Below are 23,762 nucleotides of genomic sequence, written 5' to 3' on the forward strand. Positions count from 1 at the left end.
CCCCTGCGCCGTGGCCGCCGACGAGGCAGCGGGGACCGACGGGGCGGCGGGCGCCGCGTAGGAGCCGCTCGGGAGTGCCGCCAGGGCGAGGGCCAGGGCGGTGGAGCAGAGTGCGGCCAGAATATTTCTGCCGCGTCGCTGCGCGAAGGTGCGCACGGTGTCAACCTCCGGTATCGGGTCGGGACATGCCGTCCGGCGGTCCGCCGGACAGCTCTACGAGCCTGCCAATCCCCTTCTGACGTGCACGGACGCGAGCCGTCACGAGGTCGCGTGGGCCGGTTTCCACCGGAGCTCCGGTGGTCTCGGAGCCAATTTGTTATGAGCCAGCATTGACAAAGTTTCGCTGTTGCTCATCAATATGTGACCACGGTGCCCCACTGGCAAGAGGTGCGGCGCAGATCTCTTCGAAGGGGAACCATGGGCGCCGACACCGCAGTTGCGCCACCGCAGAAGGGCGCCGGCTCCGATCCCGGTAAGGCCCGTGCGCCGGGCGGAGCACGCCGGAGCCGCGACGACCGCAAGGCCGCCTGGCTGTTCCTGGCGCCCGCGCTGATCGGCTTCGCGCTGTTCTACGCGTATCCGACACTGCGCGGGATCTACTACTCGTTCACCGACTACAACCTGCTCACCGACCCGGTCTTCACCGGAGCGGACAACTACCACCAGCTCATCGGTGACGAGCAGTTCTTCAACGCGCTCAAGGTCACCGGCTACTACGTCGTCCTCAACATCGGCTCGCAGACCGTGCTGGGGCTGCTGCTGGCGACACTCATGCACCGGCTGACCCGGTCGGTGGCACTGCGGGCGATCCTGCTGGTGCCCTGGCTGGTGCCCAACGTGACCGTCGGCCTGCTGTGGATGTGGATGCTGGACGCCAACCTCGGCTTCGTCAACCACATCCTCGACGCCCTCGGGCTCGGCACCACCGGCTTCTTCACCTCGCCCACCTGGGCGATGCCGACCGTGGCCGTGGTCAACACCTGGGCGTACACCGGCTACACGGCCCTGCTGCTCTACGCGGGGATGCTCCAGATCCCCCATCACCTCTACGAGAGCGCCTCGTTGGACGGCGCCGGCGAGTGGCGCATGTTCACCAGGATCACCCTGCCGCTGCTGCGGCCGGTCCTCGCCCTGGTCCTCGTGGTGTCGCTGATCGGCTCGTTCCAGATCTTCGACACGATCGCGGTGACCACCAAGGGCGGCCCGATCAGTTCGACCCGGGTCATCTACTTCTACATCTACGAGCAGGCGTTCACGAACTTCCACATGGGCTACGCCTCCGCCGTGGCCGTGGTACTCGCGGTGATCCTCGGCGTGCTGACCGCGGTGCAGATGCGTCTGCTGCGTGCCTCCCGCTCCGACCTGGCCTGAGGAGGCACACGATGACCCAGACCCCGACCCTGACCCCGACCGAGGACGCGCGCCGGAAGCCGTCCCCACGTACCAAGGGCCCCCGGCGGAGGATCACCCCCGGCCGGATCGCCGCCTGGACACTGCTCGGCGTCGCCCTGTTCGTGACCGTCTTCCCGTTCTACTGGATGATCCGCACCGCTCTGACGCCGGCGGCCGACATCTACTCCGACTCCACCGGCCTGATCCCGGAACACCCCACGATGATCAACTTCCTGCGGGTGCTCGGGCTGACCAGCCAGGCCGAGGCGCAGGCGGCCGGCGGCTCCGGCGCGCACGTGGACTTCCTGCGCTATCTGCTCAACTCCGTCGTCTACAGCGGCCTGATCGCCGTACTGCAGACGCTGTTCTGCGCGATGGCCGGCTACGCCTTCGCCCGGCTGCGCTTCCCCGGCCGGGACGCCGTCTTCGGGGTGCTGATCGCCGCGCTGATGGTGCCGCCGATCTTCACCGTGCTGCCCAACTTCGTCCTGGTGAAGAACCTCGACCTGCTCAACACCTTCGCCGGCATGGTCGCGCCGAGTGTGCTCATGACGCCGTTCGCGGTGTTCTTCCTGCGGCAGTTCTTCCTGTCCATCCCCCGGGACGTGGAGGAGGCGGCCACCCTGGACGGCGTCGGCTCCTGGGGCATCTTCTGGCGGATCGTCATGCCGATGAGCCGCGGCCCGCTCATCACCATCGGGCTCACCACCACGGTGTGGTCGTGGAAGGACTACCTGTGGCCGCTGCTGACCGGCCGTGAGGAGGAGACCCGCGTCCTGACGGTGGCGCTCGGCATCTTCCAGCAGCAGTCGCCCAACGCCCAGCCCGACTGGACCGGCCTGATGGCCGGCTCGGCGCTCTCCGTCCTGCCCGTCCTCGTCCTGCTGATCGTCCTCGGCCGCCGCCTGGTCGAGTCGCTCAACTTCACCGGAATCAAGTAACGCCTGCTTGCACCGCTCCGGCCGCTCCCGCCTCACCGGCGTCAGCCAGCCATCACGCCATGCTCTCCGTATCTGCCAAAGAGGTCCCGCGATGAGTTCCAAGCACCTGCGCCTCGGCGCCGCCCTGCTGTGCCTGTCCGCCACCACCACTCTCGTCTCCTGCGGCAACTCCGACGACGACGCCGCCGGAGGAAGGACGACCCTCAACTACTGGCTGTGGGACGACAAGCAGATGCCCGCCTACCAGGAATGCGCGACCGCCTTCGAGAAGGCCAATCCCGACATCACCGTCAAGATCACACAGACCGCGTGGGGCCAGTACTGGCAGAACCTCACCACGCAGCTCACCTCCGGTGAGGCCCCGGACGTATGGACCGACCAGGCGTCCTACTATCCGCAGTTCGCCACCAGCAACCAACTCCTCGACCTCCAGCCCCTGGTGGACCGCGACAAGGTGGACCTGTCCGCCTACCAGGCGGGACTGGCCGACATCTGGGTCAAGGACGGCAAGCGCTACGGACTGCCCAAGGACTGGGACACCATGGCGCTGACCTACAACACCGCACAGCTCAAGAAGCAGGGCGTGGACGCCGCCGAGCTGGACAAGCTGACCTGGAACCCCACCGACGGCGGCACGTTCGAGGAGACCATCGCGAAGGCCACCGTCGACACCGAGGGCCGTAACGGACTCGACCCCGACTTCGACAAGAACCACGTGAAGACCTACGGCTTCCTGGCCGAGTGGGCCGACGGCTCCCAGGGCCAGAACGGCTGGGGGGACCTGGCCGCCGCCAACGGCTTCACCTACGTCGACAAGAACCCGTGGGGCACGCACTACACCTACGACGACCCCAAGCTCGCCGAGACGATCGCCTGGTTCAAGCGACTCATCGACAAGGGGTACGCGCCCCGCTTCGACAAGCAGTCGTCCGTCGCCAACTCCGAGCTGCTCATCGCGGGCAAGGGCGCGATGATGGTCTCCGGTTCCTGGACCATCTCCACCTTCACCAACCCCAAGAACCAGCAGAAGTTCGCCTTCGCGCCGCTGCCGACGGGGCCGAACGGCCGCAAGAGCCCCATCAACGGACTCTCCGACGCCATCTGGGCCGGCACCAAGCACCCGGACCAGGCGTGGAAGTGGGTCAAGTTCCTCGCCTCGGCCAACTGCCAGAACCTCGTCGCCGAGCGGGCCGTCGTCTTCCCGGCGCTCAAGTCCGCGACCCGGAAGGCGCTCGCCGCGCACCAGGCCAAGGGCGACGACGTCACCGCCTTCACCGACGTGGCCGCGGCCAAGGGCGAGACCTTCCAACTGCCGGTCACCGAGCACGGCACCGAGATCAACCCCATGGTCCAGGACGCCATTCAGTCGGTGATCCTCGGCAGGGACAAGCCCGAGGCCGCGCTCAAGTCGGTCAACGACAAGGTCAACGACCTGTTCAAGTAGCCGCCCCACAGGCTGCTCATCTTTCCCAGGACGCAAGGAGATCCATGGCCCAGCTCGCAGACCTCGGCGGACGCGCCCTCGCCCTCGAACTCGAAGGCGACAGCCCGCCCCAGGTCGTCGACGGCGGACTGCTGCTGCCCCCCGGCCGTGTGGCCGTCCTGCACGGCCTCGGTGACGCGCTGTTCTATCGCCACGGGCACAACTCCTGGAGCCCCTGCGGATGGCGTCGCCTCTCCGACGCCCCGCTGCGGATCGCGAGCGCCGAGCGTCGTCTCACCGCCGACGACACCGTCTGGGACGACCCCGCCCGTCACCACTCCTCCGCCGTCGCCGCCCTTCAGGGAGCCGACGGGCAGGTGCTGCTGCTCGGCGCGCTCGGCCCGGACATCCCGCGCCTGTCGGCGGACCGGGACACGCTCACCGGCTGGTCCGAGGGCGGGGAAGCACCGTGGTTCCTCGCTCTCGGCGGCGAACAGGAGGTCTTCGCCGCCTACACCCGCCACCTCGCCGCCCGCCTGGGCCACAGCGACAAGCGGGCCGGCAACGTGTGGTGCAGCTGGTACGCGTACTACGAGAACATCACCGAACAACAGCTCACCAAGGACATCACCGCCCTGCGCGGCCTGCCCTTCGACGTCGTCCAGGTCGACGACGGCTGGGAACAGGCCGTGGGCGACTGGGAACCGAACGCCAAGTTCCCCTCCGGGATGAAGGCGTTGGCCGACCGGATCACGGACGCCGGGCTGCGCCCCGGACTGTGGATCGCCCCGTTCATCGTCCATCCGCGGTCCCGCACCGCACGGCAGCGCCCCGAACTGCTGCTGCGCGACGACCGGGGCGAACCGGTGGTCGCCGGACACAACTGGGGCACCGGCTACTGGACTCTCGACCTCACCACGACCGCCGCGCAGGAGCATCTGCGCGAGACCGTCCACCGGGTGAGCCGCCAATGGGGATTCACCTATCTCAAGCTCGACTTCATCGGCGCCGGCACCGTCCCCGGCGTACGCGCCGAGGAGATCGGCCGCGAACAGGCGTACCGGCTCGGGCTGCGCATCGTCCGTGAGGAAGCGGGCCCTGACGCCTACCTGCTGGGCAGCGGCGCACCGCTGCTGCCCTCCCTCGGGCTGATCGACGGCATCCGCAGCGGCCCCGACGTCGCCCCGCTGTGGGAGCACTACGCCACCGAGGACCCGTCCGACGCCCTGGCCCGCAACGCCGTCGTCAACACCCTGCACCGCCTGTGGCAGTCACCGCTGCTGGAGGTCGACCCCGATGTCGTCTACTTCCGCAGCCGCCTCAACCTGCTCACCGAGGAACAGCAGCAGTGGCTGCGCGACCTCGCCGACATCTGCGGCTTCCGGGCCGTCTCCGATCCGCCCGGCTGGCTGCACCCCGACGAACTGGAGGACATGACCGCCTACTTGGCCGCACGCCCCGAGGTGCACAGGCTGAGCCGCTACCGCTTCACACTCGACGGCCGCGAGGTCGACTTCGCCCCGGCGGTCGATCCAGGGACGGAGCAGCGCTATCCCATCGCCTGACGTCCGTCCGTCGGCGCGGTCACCGGCATGAATTAGTAAACTGCTCAGCATTATCCAGCGGCGGGGACCCGCCCCCTTCCAGGGAGCACACCACATGGCGACGACCGGAACGGACCTGTCCCGGATGCGCGAGATGAACCAGCTGTCCATCGTGTGGGCGCTACGCGGCAACCAGCCCTCGACGGTCACTGAGCTCGCGGGCCGGGCGGGCCTGTCCCGGCCGGCCGTCGACGTCCTGGTGCAGACCCTGGTCGCCGACGGCTGGGCCGAGGTGGAGGAACCGGGCGCCAACAGCGTGGTGGGGCGCCCGGCCCGCCGCTTCCGCTTCCGCGCCGACGCCGGTCATGTGCTCGGCATCGACATCGGCGTCCACAAGATCCTCGTCATGCTCAGCGACCTGGAGGGCAATCTCGTCCACACCCTGCGCCGCCCGGCCGACCCCGAAGCGGACCCGAGGACACGACTCGCGGCCGTGGACCGCGCGATCGACGAGGTACTGCGGAGGGCCGGTATGACACCCGCCGACATCTGGGCGGTCACCCTCGGTGTGACCGGTCCCGTCGACGCAAGCGGGCGCACCATCATCTCGACCCCGCTGCCCGGCTGGACCGCCGCGGACCCCGTCGCTCACCTCGCCGCCCGGTTCCCCTGCCCGATCCAGGTCGAGAACGACTGCAAACTCGCCGCCGTGGCCGAGCGCTGGAAAGGAGTCGCATCGGACGCCGACGACATCGTCTTCCTCCTCGCGGGACTGCGCACCGGCGCCGGACTGATCCTGGACGGCACCCTGCGCCGCGGTCACGGCGGCGCCGCGGGAGAGATCGGCGCCCTCAAGGCCGTGCGGTGGCTCAGCGCACCCGGCCACCTGGAGAACTGCCCCGGTATCCCCGCCACGGCGGCACCGGGAGAGGCCGCGGCCTGGGTGTTCCAGGCCGCCCGGGACGGCGACCGGCAGGCGAAGACCGCCGTCCGCCGCTACACCCGGGACCTCGCCGTCGGAGTCGCCGCCCTGGTCCTCGCCCTGGACCCCCAGGTCGTCGTCTACGGCGGTGGCTTCTCCCGGTCCGCCGACGTCGTCCTGGAGCCACTGCGCCAGGAACTCACCAAACACTGCCTGCGCCTGCCGGAACTGCGCGCGTCGACCCTCGGCGACGAGAGCGTGGCCCTGGGCGCCGTACGCCTCGCCCTCGACGAGGTCGACAGCCGCCTGCTCAGCGACGGACTGGCGGCGCCGACGGCACCGACGGCGTGAGACCTCTCGTCGCGACGAACCGAACTCAACGAACCAGATGCAACGAACCAGACTCAGTTGAACTGAACTGAACTGAGTCGAACTGAACTGAAGGGACGGGTACATGGGCGACCATGCCCAGACACCGGCTGCCGAACTGCGCATCGGAGTAGTGGGGATCGGCCAGCGCGCCCCCATGGCCACGCTGGCGAACCGGCCGGGCGTCGCCCGGGTCGTGTCCTGCGCCGACCCTGACTCCAGGGGGCAGGACGACGCCAGGCGCCTGTTCGGAGCGGACGTCGCGGTGCACGAGCGGTACGAGGACATGCTCGACGACGACCTGGACGCGGTGTTCGTCCTCACCCCCGACCATCTGCACACAGGAGCCGTGCTGTTCTTCCTCGATGCCGAGATCGCCGTGTTCGTGGAGAAACCCCTCGCGATCACCGTCGAGGACTGCGACACCCTGCTCGACGCCGCCTTCCGCACCCGCACCCGTCTGTTCGTCGGCCACAACCTGCGCCACCTGCCGGTAGTGCGACGCATGCGTGAGCTGATCGACCAGGGTGTGATCGGCAGTGTGCGTTCCATCTGGTGCCGGCACTTCGTCGGTCACGGCGGGGACTTCTACTTCAAGGACTGGCACGCAGAGCGGGCCCACACCAACGGCCTGCTGCTGCAGAAGGGCGCACACGACCTCGACGTGATCCACTGGCTGGCCGGCGGCTACACACGTGACGTCGTCGCCCACGGCACACTCGCCGTGTACGGCGACAATCCGCGCCGCTCCGCGCGGAGTCCCGCACCCGGGGGGGAGCGGATGCCCGACTGGTACGACCCGGACGTCTGGCCACCGTCGGCCCTGCGCGACCTCAACCCCGTCGTCGACGTCGAAGACCTCAGCATGATGCTCGGCCGCCTGGACAACGGAGTGCTCACCAGCTATCAGCAGTGCCACTTCACCCCCGACTACTGGCGCAACTACACCGTCATCGGCGACGAGGGCCGCCTGGAGAACTTCGGCGACGGTATCGACGGCGACGCCGCCACCGTCAAGGTGTGGAACCGGCGACGCTCCGGCTACCGTCAGGACGCCGACCTCTGCCTCCCCATTCCCGTGCAGGACGACGGCCTGCACGGCGGCGCCGACCAGGCGCTGGTCGACGAATTCCTCCGCTTCGCCGCCACCGGAGGCCCCACCGAGACCTCCCCGATGGCCGCCCGCGAGGCAGTGGCCTGCGCGGCGGCGGCGACGACCTCACTGCGTGCGAACGGCACACCGGTCGCCGTACCCGAACCCGCGCCGGAACTCGTCGACTACTTCGCCAACCACCAGACTCTTCCGGTGGCCGGCGACGTCACCGCCTGACGGACACACATGACCAGCGCTGAGGTCAGTCCGTGTAGACCTCGGCGCGGTCCACACTCACGAACGCCGCTCCGGACGCGGAGTTGCGTTCCCCGGTGACCCGGATCTGCACGGTGTGCGCGCCGTACGGCAGGCGTGGGCTGAGGTACTGAAGCGTCTCGCCGGTGCGGAGGGCGCCGTAGAAGTCGACGCGTTGTTCGGCGCCCCCGTCGACACGGATGCCCGCGATGCCGTTGCCGGTGTCCTCGACCGACAACAGCGCGAGCCTGGTGCCGGTGAAACTGATCGTCGCGGTGCTGCCGGCCTGGTCGCTCCAGTGGTCGTCGCTCCAGAAGCACTGGGCGGCGCAGCCCGTGCCCGAGTTCCAGGAACCCTGGTACGTCACCGTGCCGTTGCCGCTGGACCGGCCGTCGTCGTTGATCCAGTGGTTGCCGGACCCGGGGTCACCGGCGGGCAGGTTCTGGGTGGCGCCCAGTGCGAGCGGCGTGCCGAGGTCCGGGCTGCCGTCGGCCTTCCAGCCGATCTTCTGGGCGCGGGTCGTACGGTTGGTGTACGTGAATTCCGTGGTGGTCTTGGCGTGGTAGATGATCCAGTCCTCCGTGCCGTCGGGGGAGCGGAAGAAGGCGTGGTGGCCGGGACCGAACACACCCCTGGCGTCGTTGCGTGAGAAGACGGCCCCGCTGTGCTGGGTCCAGTTGCCGGGCACCAGCGGGTCGGCCCCGTCGGGGAGCGACATCGTCCACACCTGGTAGTCGGGCTTGCCGGTGTCGCATGCCGAGTACGTCATCCACGTACGGCCGTTGCGGTTCAGGAACTCCGGGCCCTCACGGACCTCCGGGCAGCCGCCGGCCCCGTTGAGTGCCACGGCGTTGCCGGAGACGGTGTAGGGGTTCGACATGGGCGCGATGTTCAGGCCGTTGTGCTGATAGGCGTTGATGCCGCTGTAGGCGAGGTACAGCCTGCCGTTGTGCTGGAGGATGCCTGGGTCGATGGCGAAGTCGTTCGTGTGGTTGGGCGGGGTGAGCTTCGCCTTGAAGTGGTACGGCCCGGCCGGGTTGTCACCGGCCGACTCCAGGACGTACAGCCGGTGGTGGTCGTCCACTCCGTCATCGGCCGTGTAGTACATGTACCAGCGGCTGTCGAAGCGGTAGAACTCGGCTGCCCAGATGTGCTGATTGCGCGAGGCGTCGGTGTCCGTCCACACCGTGATCGGCTCGGCGTCGAGCAGGGTGCTCAGTGACGGCGAGCGCCACATCTTGATGCTGCCGCCCTGTGTGGTGGTGAGGTGGTAGGCGCCGTTCGCGTACGTCATGAACGGGTCCGGGCCTGTGTTGAGCGGATTGCGGAAGGTCCCGGATGCCGCTGCTGTTGTCGGTGTCGCGGACGTGGCCTGCGGCGCACAGAGCAGGCCGACCAGCAGGGCGAACAGGGTGGTCATCAAGGTGGCGACGGACCGAGCGCGCATCAACTGCTCCCAATGTCTCTTGAGGTGCCTTGTGTGTGTGGGGGGGGGAGGGAGGTGGACAGCACGACATGAGCTGGTGGTCACCCATGGCACCACGGTGATTACATCGATGTAAAGAGCGGCGTGGCGAGCGATTCCGACGTGCCTACTGTTCGCCCAACTTCGTCGCGCCGTGGTCCACCTCGGCGCCCGAGCGTCGTACGCCGGTGAAGCGAGTGGGCCGGAAGGCGCCGAGGAGGGCCTGTTCCTGATCGGTCGTGATCTCGGTCGCGGCCAGCCGCCCCAGAATCGGCGCGAGGGTGACGCCGCTGTGCGAGACGAGGCAGTAGACGCGGGAGTGTCCGGCGGCGTAACCGGCGATGGTGTGGCCGTCCGCCGGCAGTGATCTCAGACCGACCCGCAGGTCGATGTCCGGTGCCGGGACCGGCTCGGGCAGCAGCGCGGAGAACCGGCGGGCGAGAGTGCTCGCGATGTCGCCGCCGGCGGACGGCGGGTCCGCCGGATCGACCTCCGCGTTCAGGTCGAGCGCCTGCACGACCGCGCGACCGCCGCCCGCCGGGCGGACGTTGAGGCCGGGACTGTGGATCACGCAGCGCAGGTCGAGTCCCGGGAGGCCGACGTATCCGAGCAGACCGACCGTCGGTGAGCCGCGGCGGGAGTCCGTCACCATGGGGACGTCGATCCCCGCCCGCGCGGCGAGTTGTCGGGTCCAGCGGCCTGCCGCCAGGACGACTCGGTCGCCCCTGCGGACCGTGCCGTCGGCCAGGGTGACGGACACGCGGTCGGGTGTCTCCTCGATCTCCACGACCTCGCCGATCACGTACGCGGCTCCGTGGCGCTCGGCATCCGCCAGCAGGTTGCGCACGAAGAGGTCGGGCAGCACGTACCCCTCGCCGGGGAAGTGCGCGAGGGACGTGATGGTCGCCGGAATCCGCAGGTCACCCGCGATCCGCGTGGCTTCGCCCGACGTGACCCGGTGCGTGGGGTAACCGAGGGACCGCAGTCGGGCCACGTTGTCGGCGAGCCACTGCTCGTTCGCGGCGTCCGCCCACTGCAACGCTCCGCTGGGGAAGTACGCCGCCGCACCGGGCAGTTGTCGGGCGAGCCTCGCATGCTCTTCCATCCCCGCGAGGCCGAGCCGGTGGTAGTCGGGGTCGAGCCTGCGGTACGAGTTGGTCCAGGCGAAGGTGGTCCCGCTCGTACCCGTGCCGGCGCCCCGCTGGTCGAGAAGGAGTACGTCTTCGCCGGCGAGGGCGAGCTGCCGCGCGACGCTCACGCCGAGCACTCCGGCACCGATGACGATGACCTTCATTGGCTGCGTGGCTCCCTCCGGCAGCGGGGCACGCTGCCCGTGTGGCGGGCCGGCAGCTCCGGGAAGAACGGGCGCCGGCACCCGATGCGGCCCGACCATGCCATGGGAACGACGGACCGTCACCCCCCTTCGGTCCGAGCCCGGCCGTCCGAGCAGGCCCTCCCGGGCTGCACCGAGAGCGCGGTGCCCGTGCGGTCAGCCGGCGGCCAGCGAGCCCAGTACCGTGGCGGCCAGCGCGGCACGTGCGACCATGCCGGACACCGAGGTGTTCTCCGAGCGGGCGTGCGCGCCCGAGCCGACCGCCCCGATGCCGTCCAGGACCGGTGTGCCCGCGGCCACGACGAAGTTCCCGTCGCTCGCCCCGCCGACGGACACCTCCCGCAGCTCCTCTCCCAGCAGTGCCGCGCACCGGCGGGCCAACTCCGCGAGCGCCGCGACCTGTTCGGTCCGCTCGAAGACGGGACGGTTCCAGTCCCCGGTGACCTCGACGCGGGTCCGCGGATCCACCGGGCGCAGGGCGGCCAGGGCGTCGGTGACGCGCTTCTGCTCGGCCGCGGAGGCGACGCGTACGTCGATGCGGCCGACGGCACGTCCCGCGGTGACGTTGCTCCGGGTGCCGCCCTCCACCACGCCCACGTTGAGCGAGGTGCCCGCGTCCGGGTCGCGCAGTTGGGCCAGGCGCAGGATCTGGTGGGCGAGTTCGTCCACCGCGCTCGCCCCGGCGGTGGGGTCGAGTCCCGCGTGGGCCTCGCTGCCGGTGACCGTGACGGTGAACAGTCCCACACCCTTGCGGGCCGTCTTGATCGCGCCGTCGGCGGCCGCCTCGAAGACCATGGCGAGCCTGCTGCCGTGGGACTCCGCGACGACGGCCTCGTGGGAGGCGAGGCTGCCGGTCTCCTCGTCGCCGTTCAGCATCAGTGTGCAGGCCGGCCGGGGCAGGCCCAGGGTGTCGAGGGCGCGCAGGGCCCACACCGCCTGCACGAGACCGGCCTTCATGTCGAAGACGCCGGGCCCGCTGATGTGGTCGCCGTCCCGCGTGAAGGGCCAGGTGTCGAGGGTGCCGGTCGGCCAGACGGTGTCGTAGTGGCCGAGGAGCAGGACCGGCCGGCCGTCGTCGGCGGACGCGTTGCGGGCCGGGTAGCGGCGGACGAGGATGTCCCCCGCCTGCTCGCGGGGGAGGGTCTCCTCGGCGTCCGGCGCGCCCAGGCGCCGGTCGAGCCACTCGCGCAGCCAGCCGAGACAGGCGTCGAGGTCGTCCGGATCGTCGCTGGCACTGCCCTGGGAGGTGTACGCGTCGAGGTCGGCGACCATGTCCTCACGGTGCTCGTCGAGCCAGTCCCGGACCGCCGCGGCCTGGTCCGCTTCCGGCAGATGTCCGGGCACCGGGGCCTCTTCCGTGTCCGGCAGGACTCCGGGCACCGCTGGTCCGGCGAGCCGGTCCAGTTCCGCCAGCCGTGTCTCCGACATCCGGTGCGCGGCGCCCTCCAGTTCGCGCAGGCCGGCCATGACCGTGCGCAGGAGCGGCGCGGGCAGTCCTTCGCGGGCCGCGTGGCCGAGGACGTCGGCGTAGTGGGTGGTGACCTCCACGGGCCGATGGCGTACGGCGAGGTCGCGCCAGATCCCGCTGCGGTCCTTCGTCTGCGTGCGCAGCCACGCGGTGAGGCGGTCGAAGGCGGCGTCGCGGTCCGCCGGGTCGGCTCCCCGCCGGAACGGGTGGGGGTCGAAGGCGTCGAAGGCCTCCAGGGTGACGCCGAGCCGGTCGGAGACGGCGAAGATCTCACCGGTCAGCGCGGCCATGGCGGGCCGGTGCCGGTCGATGAGGTCGGCCATGGGGGCGTCGGCGAGGGCCGTGGCGGCGAGCATCGCGCCGAAGCCGGCCTTGGCCCAGAGGTACCCCTCCACGTTGTCGCAGGCCACGGCCGGACCCCAGCTCTGCAGGTCGGCGACGAGTGCGCCGACGCGCGGGCTGACCGGCGCCCCGTCGGGCTCGCCGACGACGACGGCGCCGGCGCCGCCGTCCAGGACGACGCCCGGTTCGACGACGTCGGCGAAGATGTTCACGAACGCGGCGACGGTGCGGTGGGCGCCCACGTGCTCGGCGATCAGGGCCTCGTTGAAGCCGTTCTGGAAGGAGGCGACATAGCCGTCCGGGTCCAGGTGGGGCGCGATCCATGCGGCCGCGGTGGCCGTGGCCTGCGCCTTCACGGCCAGCAGGACCCGTCCGAGGGTGCCGGAGAACTCGTCCGGGGTGGTGGCCGTGACGGGCACGGCGGTACGGGTGTCGCCGTGCGCGACGACGAGTCCGCCCGCGCGGATCGCGGCCACGTGGGCGGGGTCGGTGTCGACGACGGTGACCGGGTGGCCGGCGCGCGCCAGGGCGAAGGCGAGCGTGCCGCCGATCGCGCCCCCGCCGACGACGGTGTAGGCGGCCCGCTGCGGGGAGGGGTCGGTCATGGGGTGGGTCCTTCCGTGGTGGCGGCCGAGGCCGCGAGCGGGGTGGCACGGGTGTCGCCGGGCTGCCAGATGCGGGGCAGGTGCAGTGCGCCCGTACTGGACCCGCCGTCCACCCGCAGGACCTCCCCGGTGATCCAGGAGGCGTCCGGGCCCGCGATCCAGCACACCGCGCGGGCGATGTCCCGCGGACTGCCGGGGCGGCCCAGCGGGTTGGCGCCGATGGCCGCGGCGTACTCGGCGGAGACGGGGTTGCAGTCGCTGGACACCTGGACGAACCCGGGGCTCACCGCGTTGACGCGGATGCCGTGCTCACCCAGTTCCAGGGCTGCGGCGCGGGTGGCCATCTCCAGGGCCGCCTTGGAACTCGCGTACGGGCCGCCGCCGGGGCGGGACCGCAGCGCCGAACCGGAGGAGATGTTGACGACCGCGCCGGGCCGCCCGCCCGCCACGGCGAGCCGGGCGAACGCGGCGGTCGTGAGCACCGGAGCGCGCAGGTTGACGGCGAACAGCCGGTCCCAGGCGCGGGCGTCGACCTCGGCCATGTCCAGGGACGGATAGACACCGGCCGCGTTGACCAGGACGTCCACGGGGCCGCGAGCCGCCCAGGCCTCCTCGACCAGGGCGGCGGGCGCGTCCGGTTCTGCGAGGTCCGCGGCATGCGCCGCCGCTCCGCCGCCCAGCCGTGCCGCGGTCCGTTCCAGTGCCTCGGGATCGCGGTCGGAGAGAGTGAGCAGCGCACCCTGAGCGGCGAACTCCTCGGCCACCGCTCCGCCGATACCGCCCGCGGCACCGGTGACGAGTACGTGCGCCATCAGTCGAACTCCTTGTCCTTGGTCTCCGGCATCGTGAGGTAGACGACGAGGGAGACGAGCGCCGCGCCGGACACGTAGATCCACAGCAGGTCGCTGTGGCCGCTCTCGTGCAGCCAGGTGGTGAGATAGGGCGCCGTGCCGCCGAACACGGCCACCGCCAGGGCGTAGGGCAGGGCGATGCCGGTGGCGCGTACCTCCGCCGGGAACTGCTCCGCCATGATGACGGCACAGTTGGCCGAGTAGCCGAGGATCAGCAGCATTCCGACGAGCTGTACCAGGAACAGGCTGAGGAAGCTGCCGCTGAGCAGGTGCAGCAGGGGCCAGGCCAGGACGACGAAGCCGCCGGCGAAGGCCGCCATGGTCGGCTTGCGCCCGACCCGGTCGGAGAGCAGCCCGGCGAACGGCAGCGCGACGACGAAGACGACCAGGCACAGCGTCTGCGACAGCAGGGCGGTTCTCAGTGGGATGCCGGTGGTCAGATTCGCGTACGTGGGCAGGTAGTTGACCCAGATGTAGTAGGTCAGGGTGCCCGCGATCGTGATGCCGGCGACGCGCAGGGTCGCCGCGGGGTGTTCGACGAACATCGTCTTGACGGGGTTGGTACGGGTACGGCCCGCGCCCTGGGCCTGGGTGAAGGACTCGGTGTCCGCGACGGAGACCCGCAGCCACAGACCGACCAGGCCGAGGAGGCCGCCGAAGACGAACGCGGCACGCCAGCCCCAGGAGTGCACGGCGTCGTCGCTCAGCACCGAGGTGGTGAGGGTGCCCAGGAGGGAGGCGATGAGGACGCCGCCCGCGACCGACACCTGCTGCCACGACCCGGCGAACGCGCGCCTGCCGCGGGCGGCCGACTCCACGAGGAAGGCGGAGGACGAGCCGAATTCGCCTCCCGCGGAGAAGCCCTGCACGAGCCGGGCGAGGAGCAGCAGGAGCGGCGACAGGACGCCGATGGCCTCGTAGTTCGGAGTGATCGCGATCAGGAAGCCGGCGCCCGCCATGAGGGCGACCGTGAGCGTCATGCCCTTCTTGCGTCCGCGGCGGTCGGCGTAGGCGCCGAGCACGGCGGCGCCGACCGGGCGCATCACGAAGCCGACCGCGAACACGGCGAGCGTGGACAGCAGGGCCACCGCTCCGTCGCCCTTGGGGAAGAACTCGTCGGCGATGATCTTGGCGAAGATGGAGTACAGGGCCCAGTCGACCCATTCGACGGTGTTGCCGATGGTGCCGGCGACGATGGCCTTGCGCTGGGCGCCGCTCAGTCTGCCGGGGGCGGCGGGGCCGCCGTCCTTGTGCAGGGAGCCGGCGGGTGCGGCGGATCCGGTGTTCATGGCGTCTGCTCCGGGGCTTCGGGGACGGAACGGGCGGTGGTCCGGCCGGCCGGCACGGCGCGGGCCGTGTCGGCGAGCTGGGCGTGCGTGGCGTACCAGACGCCGGAGTGGGCGGCGATGTGGTCGAGGAGTCCGCGCAGCGCCACCAGGCGCGAGCGGTGGCCGATGACGTGCGGGTGCAGGGTGAGCTGGAAGACACCGCCGTCCCGGTACGCGGCGTCGAATTCGTCGGTCCAGATCTCCAGCACGTCACGCGGGCGGCTGTGCGGGCGCACGGAGCCGTAGCGGTCCATCGTGAAGTACGGGGCGTCGTCCCGGATCCAGTCCACCGGGATCTCGACCAGACCGGTGGGCCTGCCGTCGGCGACGATCTCGTAGGGCTCGTCGTCGGCCATCAGCGAGGAGTCGTAGGCGAAGCCGAGTTCGAGCATGATGTCGAGCGTGGAGTCCGAGAAGTCCCAGGACGGCGTGCGGATTCCGACGGGCCGCTGCCCGGTCAGGGTGTCGAGGGTGTCGAGGGCGCGTGCGGTCAGCTCCCGCTCGTCGTCGCGGCCGAGCAGCATGTTGCGCTCGTGGATCCAGCCGTGGACGGCCAGTTCGTGCCCGTCACGGGTGTACGCGCGCGCCTCCTCGGGGTGGACCAGGGCGGAGACCGCCGGCATGAAGAACGTCGCGGGCACGCCGTGCCGGGCGAGGAGGTCCAGGATCCGGGGTGCGCCGACGCGGGCCCCGTACTCGCCCTGGGCGAGGCGGCCGGGGCTGGTCTCGCCGTCGCGCAGCGGGATCGTCTCGTGGTCGGAGTCGAAGGACAGGGCGACCGCGACCCGGGCGCCGCCGGGCCAGCGGTCGGGGACCAGCCGGCGTCCGGCACGCACGGCGTCGAGGTGACCGCGCCAGGTCTGTTCGGTCCAGCGCCAGCTCTCGGCGGGCAGGCCGGAGTCGTCTGTGGGCATGGTGACTCCACGGGGGTCGGGGACGGTACGAAGGAAGAGGGAGGAGAAAGAGAGGGGGGAGGTATGGGGAAGCGCGACCGGACGGACACCCGTTCAGGTGGGGCGGACCATCCGGTGCCAGGAGTACTTCATGGTGACGAGGTGCAGCGTCACGTCGGAGGCGAGCAGTCCCGGCAGCGCTCCGATGACGTCGCTGGTGTAGTGGAAGAGGTCGGCACGGCGGGGCAGCACCATGTGCCCGACGAGGTTGAAGCGCCCGGTCGCCGCGCTGAGGAACTTCGTTCCCGGATGCCGGGCGAGCTGCCGTCCCGCGGCGTCGAGCCGGTCGGGCTCGATCGACAGCCAGACCATGAACTCGGCGTCGTACCCGAGCAGTGCCGGTTCGACGAGCGTGCGGAACTGCAGGACACCGCGGGAGATGAGCCGGTCCATGGCCCGCGCGACGCTGGACTCGGTGTGCCCCAGACTCCGGGCCAGGGCGCTGACCTGGGTGCGGCCGTCCTGCTTGAGCGCCGCGACGACCGCCTGCTCCAGGGCGGTGAGCGCTTGTGGCGTCACGTCCCAGTCGGCGCGGTCGCAGGAGGACGCCAGGGAGTCGGGCCGCAGGTCGGCAGCCGCCTCGGCGGGCAGCAGCCCGGTGTCCCACATCGACGCGGAGGTGAACGCGCGGATGACCGGTACGGCCTCGGTGCTGGTGATGAGGTCGGCCGCGGGCAGGTCGGTGAAGAGCATCCGCATCATCTCCTCGTTGTCCCGGGCGACGAAGTCGACGACGAGATCGGCGGAGCCGGTGACGACGGCCACGAAACGCACGTCCGGACTGGCGGTGAGCCGGTCCGCGGCCTCCAGACCACGACCGGGTCTGGCCTGTACCCGGACGAGCATGGAGGATCCCTCCCGCGTCCGGTCCAGCTCCAGGGTGCCGACGACCCGCAGCAGGCCCCGCTCGCGCAGGGCACGGTAGCGCCGCTGGGCGGTCGTCTCGCTGGCGCCCACCCACCGCGCCACGGCGCTCCACGGGGCACGACCGTTGAGCTGGAGCGCGGCGATGATGCGCCGGTCCAGTTCGTCGATGCTCTCCACGGGAGCCGGCTGGTTCATGACGCCGACGCTAATGAGCACCGGGGTCCTCGTCAATGAAGGAATCCTGCATCACCGCTGGTCAAGGCTGTGTCATCCAGCACCCGTGGCGTTACGGAGGGGTAAAGAACGCAGTTGGGGCCCGCCGCCGCGCATGGCTGGAAAGGTGACGGATTACGCCACGTGCCTGTCCGAAAAAGTTCACACCTGCCGGGTCGGCACCACAGCACGGGCCAGCGCGGACGCCGCCGCCTGCCGTCGTCCGCGCGACGGCGGGCGGCCGGCGGGTCGCCGGGCCCGGCCGCACGGTCGTCAGCGCCCCCGGCGCGAAAGCCAGGCGGCGGCGAGGGCGCCGGAGACGTTGTGCCAGACGGAGAAGACCGCGGCGGGCAGCGCGGCCAGCGGGCTGAAGTGGGCGGTGGCCAGCGAGGCCGCGAGGCCCGAGTTCTGCATGCCGACCTCGAAGGCCATGGCACGGCTCGCCGGCTCGCCAAGCCCGGTGAGCCGCCCCGCGCCGTAGCCCAATACCAGACCGAGGCCGTTGTGGAGCACGACGGCGACGAAGACCAGCAGCGCGGCCGACTTGATGGCGTCGGCGCTGCCCGCCACGACCACGGTCACGATCACGCCGATGGTCACGGCGGACAGCCAGGGCAGCAGCGGCAGGGCCCGCTGCACGTAGCGGCCCGCCAGGAGCCGTACGGCGAGACCCGCGAGGACCGGCAGCAGCACCGTCTTGAGAATGTCGGTGACCATGGAACCGGTGTCGACGGGCAGGTACTCGCCCGCCAGCAGCAGCGTCAGCGGCGGGGTGACCAGCGGGGCGACGAGCGTGGAGACGGTGGCCACGGAGACGGACAGCGCGACGTCACCGCGCGCCAGGTACGTCACCACGTTGGAGGCGGTGCCGCTGGGTGCGCAGCCGACGAGGATGACGCCCGCGGCGAGCTGCGGCGGGAGCTGCAGCAGGTGGGCGATGGCCCAGCCGAGGCCCGGCATGATGACGTAGTGCGCGACCAGCCCGAGGGCCACCGCCCAGGGCCGTCTGGCGACACCTCGGAAGTCCTGCGGGGTCATCGTGATGCCCATGCAGAACATCACGACCCCCAGCAGATACGGGACCGACTCGCCCCAGCCGGTGAAGCTGCCCGGGAACAGCAGGCCTATGGCGCCTGCGAGGAGGACGAGGACGGGGAAGATGGCGACGGCGCGGCGCGCGGAGCGGTCGCCTGCGGTGTCGTTGCCCTGGTGTTCGGGTCGTTCGGTACTCACTGTGCGAGACAACGCCTGGTCAGGACCCTGACGCAAGGCTGTCTCGCGATGTGATCACCGCGCCGCCGGAAGCGTGCGGCCGAGGCGCGCGAGCGGGGACAGCGCCATCACCACCGGGGACAGCATCATGCCCGCGGCCGTCACCAGGAGACCGGTGCGCACCCCCCACTCCTCGGCGAGGAATCCGCCGAGCAGGGAACCGAGCGGGGACAGTCCCATGCCGACAAATGTGATCGTCGCGGCCACGCGGCCCTGCAAGCCGTCCGGAGTGACCGTCTGCCGGACGGCCATGACCGCCACATTCACCAACTGGCCGCCGGCCCCGAACACGAAGCCGACCGCGAGGAGCGCCGCGACGGTCACGGCGGAGGAGCCGTGCAGCGCCGGTACGCACAGGAACACGCCGTCGCCCAGTGCCGCCGCGGTCACGAGCACCGGGCCGTACCCGAACCGGTGCGGCAGGCGGGCGGCCAGCACGGAACCCAGGAGCGCGCCCGGCCCTGTCGCCGCGAGTGCCAGCCCGACGGTGGTCCCCGACAGGTGCAGTTCCCGCGGCAGGAAGAGCAGATAGACGGTCATCACGGCCGCGAAGAAGAACTGGAAGGCGGCCGAGGCCAGGCACACGGCCCGCAGCGCGGGGTCGCCGACGACGAACCGGAGGCCCTCGTGGATCCGCCGCCAGACCCGGGAGGGACGTTCCGGGCGTTCTTGGTGTTCGGGGTGTTCCGGGCGCTCCGGGGTCGATTCGGTCCGGCGGATGCGTCGGATCGACAGGAACGACAGCGCGAAGAACAGCGCACTGGAGGCGACAGCGATCGGTGCCGACAGCAGGGACACCAGCGCGCCGCCGAGGGCGGGACCGCCGATCTGCGCCGCGGACCGGCTGCCCTCAAGCGCGCTGTTGCCCCGTACCAGTTGATCGCGGTGCGCCAGCCGTACGAGAGACGTCTGGTACGCCACGTCGAAGAACACGGAGAGAGTCCCGACAGTGAAGGCGATCACGAAGAGCGCGGGCAGGCCGAGCAGGCCGAAGAGGCCGGCCACGGCGGCGGCACCCAGGGCAAAGGTCCGGCCGGCGTCCGTCAGCACCATCACCGTGCGCGTGCGCCACCTGTCCACCCAGGCGCCGACGAAGAGCGAGAGCAGCAGGATCGGCGCCTGGCCCACGGCGCGCAGGGCGCCCAGCTGGCTGGCACTGGCGTCGAGCGCCAGGACGGCGAAGAGCGGAATGACCACCAGACCTGTGTGCTCGCCGAGTTGGGAGGCGGTCTGCCCCAGCCAGAGTCTGCGGAAGTCGCGGTCCCGCCACAGGCTCGACGGAACGGGGCCACCGGAATCGGATACATCGGATACATCGGAGGAAGCGGACGGCACAGGGATCCCTCGGGTTGCCGACAACGAGGCCCGCCACCGGGCACACGACGGGTGCGCCGACGGTTCGGGCAGGGGAAGGCTCGCTGTGCCGCGACATCAAGAACATCGAGGGCAGCACGCGATGACAGGCCGATCGGCCTACGACGTCAACGCGCGCTCGGGCGACCGGGCATGTCTGCATCTCCTCGTGGTTCGACTCGCTGCTTCCGGACACTAACGCCCGGAGGCTCGACGCGAAAGGCAATTCGGGGCCGTCCTGTCCAGCACACGGCAAGGGCCCCGGTGGCGGGCGTGATCCGCCCGCCACCGGGACCCCTGTCGTGCGCTGCCCATGAGGGCTATGCAGGCTTCTCCTCGCTGTAGAGAGTGCTCACCTCCGCGGCGCTGAGTGCCCGGTCGACAGCGTGGATCTCGTCGACGGCACCGTTCCAGAAGTCGACGTTCGAGCCGTTCCAGTGGGCACGGCCGACGGTCAGCGGGCCGGTGCTCCCGTAGGCGGCACCGCCGGTCGTCGTCGCAGCGAGCTTTCCGTCGAGGTACAACCGGATCTCGTTGGTGGCGGCGTCCCGTACCCCGACCAGGTGGTACCAGCGGCCCGTCTCCGCGGCGACGGGCACCTGGGCGCGGCGCTCATCGGGGGTACTGAAGGCGAACACGCCGTGCCCGTACTGGAGGTAGAACGAGTTGACCGTGGCCCGCGAGTCCTGGCTGACGGCCGTGGCGTAGTTGCCGGGGATCGCGTCGAGCCGGACCCAGGAGGACACCGAGTAGCTGCCACTGGTGTCGAGCACAGGGCCCGAGGTCTCCGCGTACTGCTTCTGGCCGTCGAACTGCAGGGCGCTGCCGTTGACACCGTCGGTCCAGGAAGCGCCCTCACGCAGGGTGAGAGGTTTGCTGCTGGGGCCGGTGTCCCCGGCGGTGGTGCCGGTGCCCTCGTCGAGGGTCCAGTGCCCGCCCTTCAACGGCTTCTTGCCCGCCGCGGCGCCGGCGGCGATCACCTTGAGGTTGACCTTCCGTACCTCGGCGGGGTCCATCTTGATGTCCCGGCGGTCGTACGTGTACAGGCCGTTGAGCTCGTTCTCCAGGTCGGTGATCTGTGTGTACACCGAGCCGGACAGTTCGGCGCCCGCCTGCTCGACGTAGAACTTCTCGGTGTTCTCGACGTACTTGCGGGTCAGCTCCGCCTTGGTGGTGACACCGCTGTAGATCACGGTCGGGGCGCCCGGCCACATGTGGCCCGGGGAGCGGAGGGTGAAGCCGCCGTGCTCGCCGTCCATGGCGGCCCGCTTGCCGTCGGGGAAGGGTGGGTCGTCGTTGTTGTAGTCGTGGTGGTCGAGGATGTTGCCCTTGCCCGAATCTCCCTTGGAGTTACAGCAGTTGACGCCGCTGTGGGCATTGACGACCCGGGACGGGTCGGCGGCCTGGACGGCTTCGGTGAGGCGTCCTGTCTCCTCGCGGTTCCACTCGCCCCAGCCCTCGTTGAAGACGATCCAGCCGATCACGGCGGGGGAGTTGTGGTGCTGGCGCATCATCTCCTTGCCCTGGTCGACGAACGCCTTCTGACCTGTCTCGTTGGTGAGGTTCCCGGAGACGAAGTCCTGCCAGACGAGCAGGCCGAGCTTGTCGGCGTGGTAGAACCACCGCGCCGGCTCCACCTTGATGTGCTTGCGCACCGCGTTGAAGCCCAGCTTCTTGTGCGCCTGCAGGTCGAAGGCGAGGGCGTCGTCGCTGGGCGCGGTGTAGAGACCGTCGGGCCAGAAGCCCTGGTCGAGGGTGGCGAGGGAGAAGATCGGCTTGCCGTTGAGGACCAGCTTGTTGAAGCCGCCCACCTTCTCGACACCGATCTTCCGCATGCCGAAGTAGCCGCGGACCTTGTCGCTCGACCTGCCGTCGGTCAGGGTGACGTCGAGGTCGTACAGGTACGGGTCGTCGGGGCTCCACAGATGCTGCTTCGCCACGGGCAGGGTGAGCTTCTTGTCGGCCGCGCCGCTGACCCTGCCGACGACCTTGCCGTGGGCGTCACGTGCGACGGCCTCGACGCGGGCGGAGGCGGAAGCGTCCTCCGAGTCGACCGTCACCGCGAGGGTACGGGTGTCGATGTCGGGCGTGGTGACGATGTTCTCGACCGAGACGGGAGCCACGGGCTCCATCCACACCGTCTGCCAGATACCCGAGGTCTGCGTGTAGAAGATGCCGCCCGGGTTCGTGGACTGCTTGCCCATGGGCTGGTCCGCGCCACCGGTGTCGGTGACGGCGACCACGATCTCCTGCTTGCCGGTTCCCTTCAGCGCGTCGGTGACGTCGACGCTGAAGGCGTTGTAACCGCCGGTGTGTTCGGCGACCTTCGTGCCGTTGACGAAGACGCGGGCCTGGTAGTCGACGGCGCCGAAGTTGAGCTTGAGCCGGTTCGAGCGGTTGTCCTTGCCCACCTTCCAGCTCCGGGGCACGTCGACGACCCGGCGGTAGAACATGTGGTCCTCGTGCCGTTCGAGCCCGGACAGCTGAGACTCGACCGGGAACGGCACGATGATCTTCTCGTCGAGGTTCTTGCCGAAGACCGGCTGCTCACCCGCCTTGGCGGCGCTGAACTGCCAGGGCCCGTTGAGGTTCTCCCACTTGGACCGCTTCTGCTGCGGACGCGGGTACTCGGGCAGCGGGTGCTTCTTGTCGACCTCGTCGCCCCACTTGGTGGTGAGGCGGTGGGTGGAGCCGTTCTCCGCGTAGCGGATGACCTTCGGCACGGCCTTGCCGCCGGCCGTCAAACCGCCCTCACCGTCGTAGGAGACCCGGACCAGCTGGTTCTTCTGGATCGGCTCCGAGAGGTTGACGTTGAGGGAGGAGGAGTCCCCGGGTACGGAGGTGACCGACTTGATCGGCATCGCGGTCGTGTCGGCCTCGGCCTTCAGATGGTCCTTGACCGCCTGGAGGCTGCCCACCTTGCCGTCGAACCGTGCGCGCAGCCGGCGCCCGTCCTGCGCGACGGTGAGCTCCACCGGGAAGACCTCGAAGTCGGCCGGCGGGGTGAACGCGGACATCGGCACGATCTGCTTGGCCAGCGTCGGCGTCGACCAGCGCAGGTACATGTTGGCGCCGCCGGTGTCCTGGAACAACTCCAGGCGGAACGTGTGCTTCTCACCCGCGGTCAGCTTGACGGCCTGACTGGTCTGCTCCCGGTCCCAGTCGCCCTCCCAGTGGTCGATGACCGGCTGGTCGTCGATGTAGAGCCGGAAGCCGTTGTCGCCGATGGCGTAGAAGGTGTAGTCACCCGTGGCCGGCGCCTCGATCTGGCCCGTCCAGCGGGCCGTGGTGTGCTCCGTCTTCCCGGTGAACTCCTTGAACGTGTCGGTCAGACCGGAGAAATTGATCTGCGGGTCGAGCGTCGCACCACCGAGTTCGGCGAAGTCCCGGGCCCCGGGGGCCGACATGCTGAAGTACTCGCCCTTGAGGCCGTGCGTCTCGACGGCGCCCTGTTCGGTCTGTTCGGCGGCGACTGCCGAGGCACCGCCGGTCAACTCTGCGGCCGCCGCGGCCGGCAGCATTCCGCTCGGGGGCAGCACCAGGGCCGCCGTGGCGAACAGCGCCAGCATTCTGGCCCTGCTCCTGGCTCTGGGGCGGGAGTCGTGTCGTGTCATCGAACCTTTCCTCGTACAGAGGCCGTGACCGCGTTCGACTGCCGGGGCAGACATACGGGCTCCTGCGAGGAAGCCCGTAAGAAGAAACTGCACACAGGCTGAGGCGCGTTCGGTAAGGCGGCCTTTTCAACGTTGGAAACCCTCTGCCAGCGGTATGAC

Annotated in this window: 16 protein-coding genes; 6 read left to right on the forward strand and 10 right to left on the reverse strand. The window is 70.2% G+C overall.

Going from position 1 to position 23,762, the window contains the following annotated elements; all coding sequences use genetic code 11:
- Nucleotides 1–417: 417 nt before the first annotated feature.
- From AOK01_RS05500 to AOK01_RS05525, 6 genes are all read left to right on the forward strand, one after another.
- Complete coding sequence (locus tag AOK01_RS05500) at nucleotides 418–1,371, forward strand: carbohydrate ABC transporter permease (protein WP_055508996.1); 954 nt, start codon at nucleotides 418–420, stop codon at nucleotides 1,369–1,371.
- A gap of 11 nt (nucleotides 1,372–1,382) precedes the next feature.
- Entirely contained in the window at nucleotides 1,383–2,333 is a 951-nt protein-coding gene (locus AOK01_RS05505; RefSeq protein ID WP_079103180.1) for a carbohydrate ABC transporter permease, read from the forward strand.
- Between the two features lie 91 nt (nucleotides 2,334–2,424).
- The gene (locus tag AOK01_RS05510) at nucleotides 2,425–3,777 is read left to right on the forward strand and encodes an ABC transporter substrate-binding protein (RefSeq protein WP_055508998.1); all 1,353 of its coding nucleotides are present in this window, start codon (nucleotides 2,425–2,427) and stop codon (nucleotides 3,775–3,777) included.
- A gap of 44 nt (nucleotides 3,778–3,821) precedes the next feature.
- Nucleotides 3,822–5,321, forward strand: coding sequence for a glycoside hydrolase family 36 protein (locus AOK01_RS05515; protein WP_055509000.1), 1,500 nt, complete (start codon nucleotides 3,822–3,824; stop codon nucleotides 5,319–5,321).
- A gap of 94 nt (nucleotides 5,322–5,415) precedes the next feature.
- Complete coding sequence (locus AOK01_RS05520; RefSeq protein ID WP_055509002.1) at nucleotides 5,416–6,573, forward strand: ROK family transcriptional regulator; 1,158 nt, start codon at nucleotides 5,416–5,418, stop codon at nucleotides 6,571–6,573.
- 103 nt (nucleotides 6,574–6,676) lie between these two features.
- Nucleotides 6,677–7,921 (forward strand): Gfo/Idh/MocA family protein, encoded by a 1,245-nt coding sequence (locus AOK01_RS05525; RefSeq protein WP_055509004.1) that lies wholly within the window; start codon nucleotides 6,677–6,679, stop codon nucleotides 7,919–7,921.
- 25 nt (nucleotides 7,922–7,946) lie between these two features.
- On the opposite strand, the gene AOK01_RS05530 is transcribed toward AOK01_RS05525, so the two are convergent.
- From AOK01_RS05530 to AOK01_RS05575, 10 genes are all read right to left on the reverse strand, one after another.
- Nucleotides 7,947–9,386, reverse strand: coding sequence for a glycoside hydrolase family 43 protein (locus AOK01_RS05530; protein WP_055509006.1), 1,440 nt, complete (start codon nucleotides 9,384–9,386; stop codon nucleotides 7,947–7,949).
- A 145-nt stretch (nucleotides 9,387–9,531) separates the two neighbouring features.
- Complete coding sequence (locus tag AOK01_RS05535) at nucleotides 9,532–10,698, reverse strand: NAD(P)/FAD-dependent oxidoreductase (protein ID WP_055509009.1); 1,167 nt, start codon at nucleotides 10,696–10,698, stop codon at nucleotides 9,532–9,534.
- 195 nt (nucleotides 10,699–10,893) lie between these two features.
- Entirely contained in the window at nucleotides 10,894–13,152 is a 2,259-nt protein-coding gene (locus AOK01_RS05540) for a 2-dehydropantoate 2-reductase (protein WP_055509011.1), read from the reverse strand.
- Nucleotides 13,149–13,964, reverse strand: coding sequence for an SDR family NAD(P)-dependent oxidoreductase (locus AOK01_RS05545; RefSeq protein ID WP_055509013.1), 816 nt, complete (start codon nucleotides 13,962–13,964; stop codon nucleotides 13,149–13,151). The genes AOK01_RS05540 and AOK01_RS05545 overlap by 4 nt, the downstream gene beginning before the upstream one ends.
- On the reverse strand, nucleotides 13,964–15,292 hold the full coding sequence (locus tag AOK01_RS05550) for an MFS transporter (RefSeq protein WP_055509015.1): 1,329 nt from the start codon (nucleotides 15,290–15,292) through the stop codon (nucleotides 13,964–13,966). Before AOK01_RS05550 ends, AOK01_RS05545 begins: the two co-directional genes overlap by 1 nt.
- Nucleotides 15,289–16,245, reverse strand: coding sequence for a polysaccharide deacetylase family protein (locus tag AOK01_RS05555; protein ID WP_055509018.1), 957 nt, complete (start codon nucleotides 16,243–16,245; stop codon nucleotides 15,289–15,291). Before AOK01_RS05555 ends, AOK01_RS05550 begins: the two co-directional genes overlap by 4 nt.
- 93 nt (nucleotides 16,246–16,338) lie before the next feature.
- Nucleotides 16,339–17,346 (reverse strand): Lrp/AsnC family transcriptional regulator, encoded by a 1,008-nt coding sequence (locus tag AOK01_RS05560; protein WP_055509019.1) that lies wholly within the window; start codon nucleotides 17,344–17,346, stop codon nucleotides 16,339–16,341.
- A gap of 291 nt (nucleotides 17,347–17,637) precedes the next feature.
- Nucleotides 17,638–18,597, reverse strand: coding sequence for a bile acid:sodium symporter family protein (locus AOK01_RS05565; RefSeq protein ID WP_245702114.1), 960 nt, complete (start codon nucleotides 18,595–18,597; stop codon nucleotides 17,638–17,640).
- A gap of 54 nt (nucleotides 18,598–18,651) precedes the next feature.
- On the reverse strand, nucleotides 18,652–19,977 hold the full coding sequence (locus tag AOK01_RS05570) for an MFS transporter (RefSeq protein ID WP_425424719.1): 1,326 nt from the start codon (nucleotides 19,975–19,977) through the stop codon (nucleotides 18,652–18,654).
- 332 nt (nucleotides 19,978–20,309) lie between these two features.
- Nucleotides 20,310–23,603 carry a glycoside hydrolase family 2 gene (locus tag AOK01_RS05575; RefSeq protein ID WP_055509025.1) on the reverse strand — a complete coding sequence of 1,098 codons (3,294 nt, stop codon included), beginning with the start codon at nucleotides 23,601–23,603 and terminating at the stop codon, nucleotides 20,310–20,312.
- Nucleotides 23,604–23,762: the final 159 nt, after the last annotated feature.

This window comes from Streptomyces aurantiacus (genome assembly GCF_001418335.1).
Taxonomy (GTDB): Bacteria; Actinomycetota; Actinomycetes; order Streptomycetales; family Streptomycetaceae; genus Streptomyces; species Streptomyces aurantiacus.

Excerpts from the sequence above, each read along its gene's own strand:
- AOK01_RS05500 (WP_055508996.1), top strand. The coding sequence starts at position 418 with ATGGGCGCCGACACCGCAGTTGCGCCACCGCAGAAGGGCGCCGGCTCC.
- AOK01_RS05505 (WP_079103180.1), top strand. The coding sequence starts at position 1,383 with ATGACCCAGACCCCGACCCTGACCCCGACCGAGGACGCGCGCCGGAAG.
- AOK01_RS05510 (WP_055508998.1), top strand. The coding sequence starts at position 2,425 with ATGAGTTCCAAGCACCTGCGCCTCGGCGCCGCCCTGCTGTGCCTGTCC.
- AOK01_RS05515 (WP_055509000.1), top strand. The coding sequence starts at position 3,822 with ATGGCCCAGCTCGCAGACCTCGGCGGACGCGCCCTCGCCCTCGAACTC.
- AOK01_RS05520 (WP_055509002.1), top strand. The coding sequence starts at position 5,416 with ATGGCGACGACCGGAACGGACCTGTCCCGGATGCGCGAGATGAACCAG.
- AOK01_RS05525 (WP_055509004.1), top strand. The coding sequence starts at position 6,677 with ATGGGCGACCATGCCCAGACACCGGCTGCCGAACTGCGCATCGGAGTA.
- AOK01_RS05530 (WP_055509006.1), bottom strand. The coding sequence starts at position 9,386 with ATGCGCGCTCGGTCCGTCGCCACCTTGATGACCACCCTGTTCGCCCTG.
- AOK01_RS05535 (WP_055509009.1), bottom strand. The coding sequence starts at position 10,698 with ATGAAGGTCATCGTCATCGGTGCCGGAGTGCTCGGCGTGAGCGTCGCG.
- AOK01_RS05540 (WP_055509011.1), bottom strand. The coding sequence starts at position 13,152 with ATGACCGACCCCTCCCCGCAGCGGGCCGCCTACACCGTCGTCGGCGGG.
- AOK01_RS05545 (WP_055509013.1), bottom strand. The coding sequence starts at position 13,964 with ATGGCGCACGTACTCGTCACCGGTGCCGCGGGCGGTATCGGCGGAGCG.
- AOK01_RS05550 (WP_055509015.1), bottom strand. The coding sequence starts at position 15,292 with ATGAACACCGGATCCGCCGCACCCGCCGGCTCCCTGCACAAGGACGGC.
- AOK01_RS05555 (WP_055509018.1), bottom strand. The coding sequence starts at position 16,245 with ATGCCCACAGACGACTCCGGCCTGCCCGCCGAGAGCTGGCGCTGGACC.
- AOK01_RS05560 (WP_055509019.1), bottom strand. The coding sequence starts at position 17,346 with ATGAACCAGCCGGCTCCCGTGGAGAGCATCGACGAACTGGACCGGCGC.
- AOK01_RS05575 (WP_055509025.1), bottom strand. The coding sequence starts at position 23,603 with ATGACACGACACGACTCCCGCCCCAGAGCCAGGAGCAGGGCCAGAATG.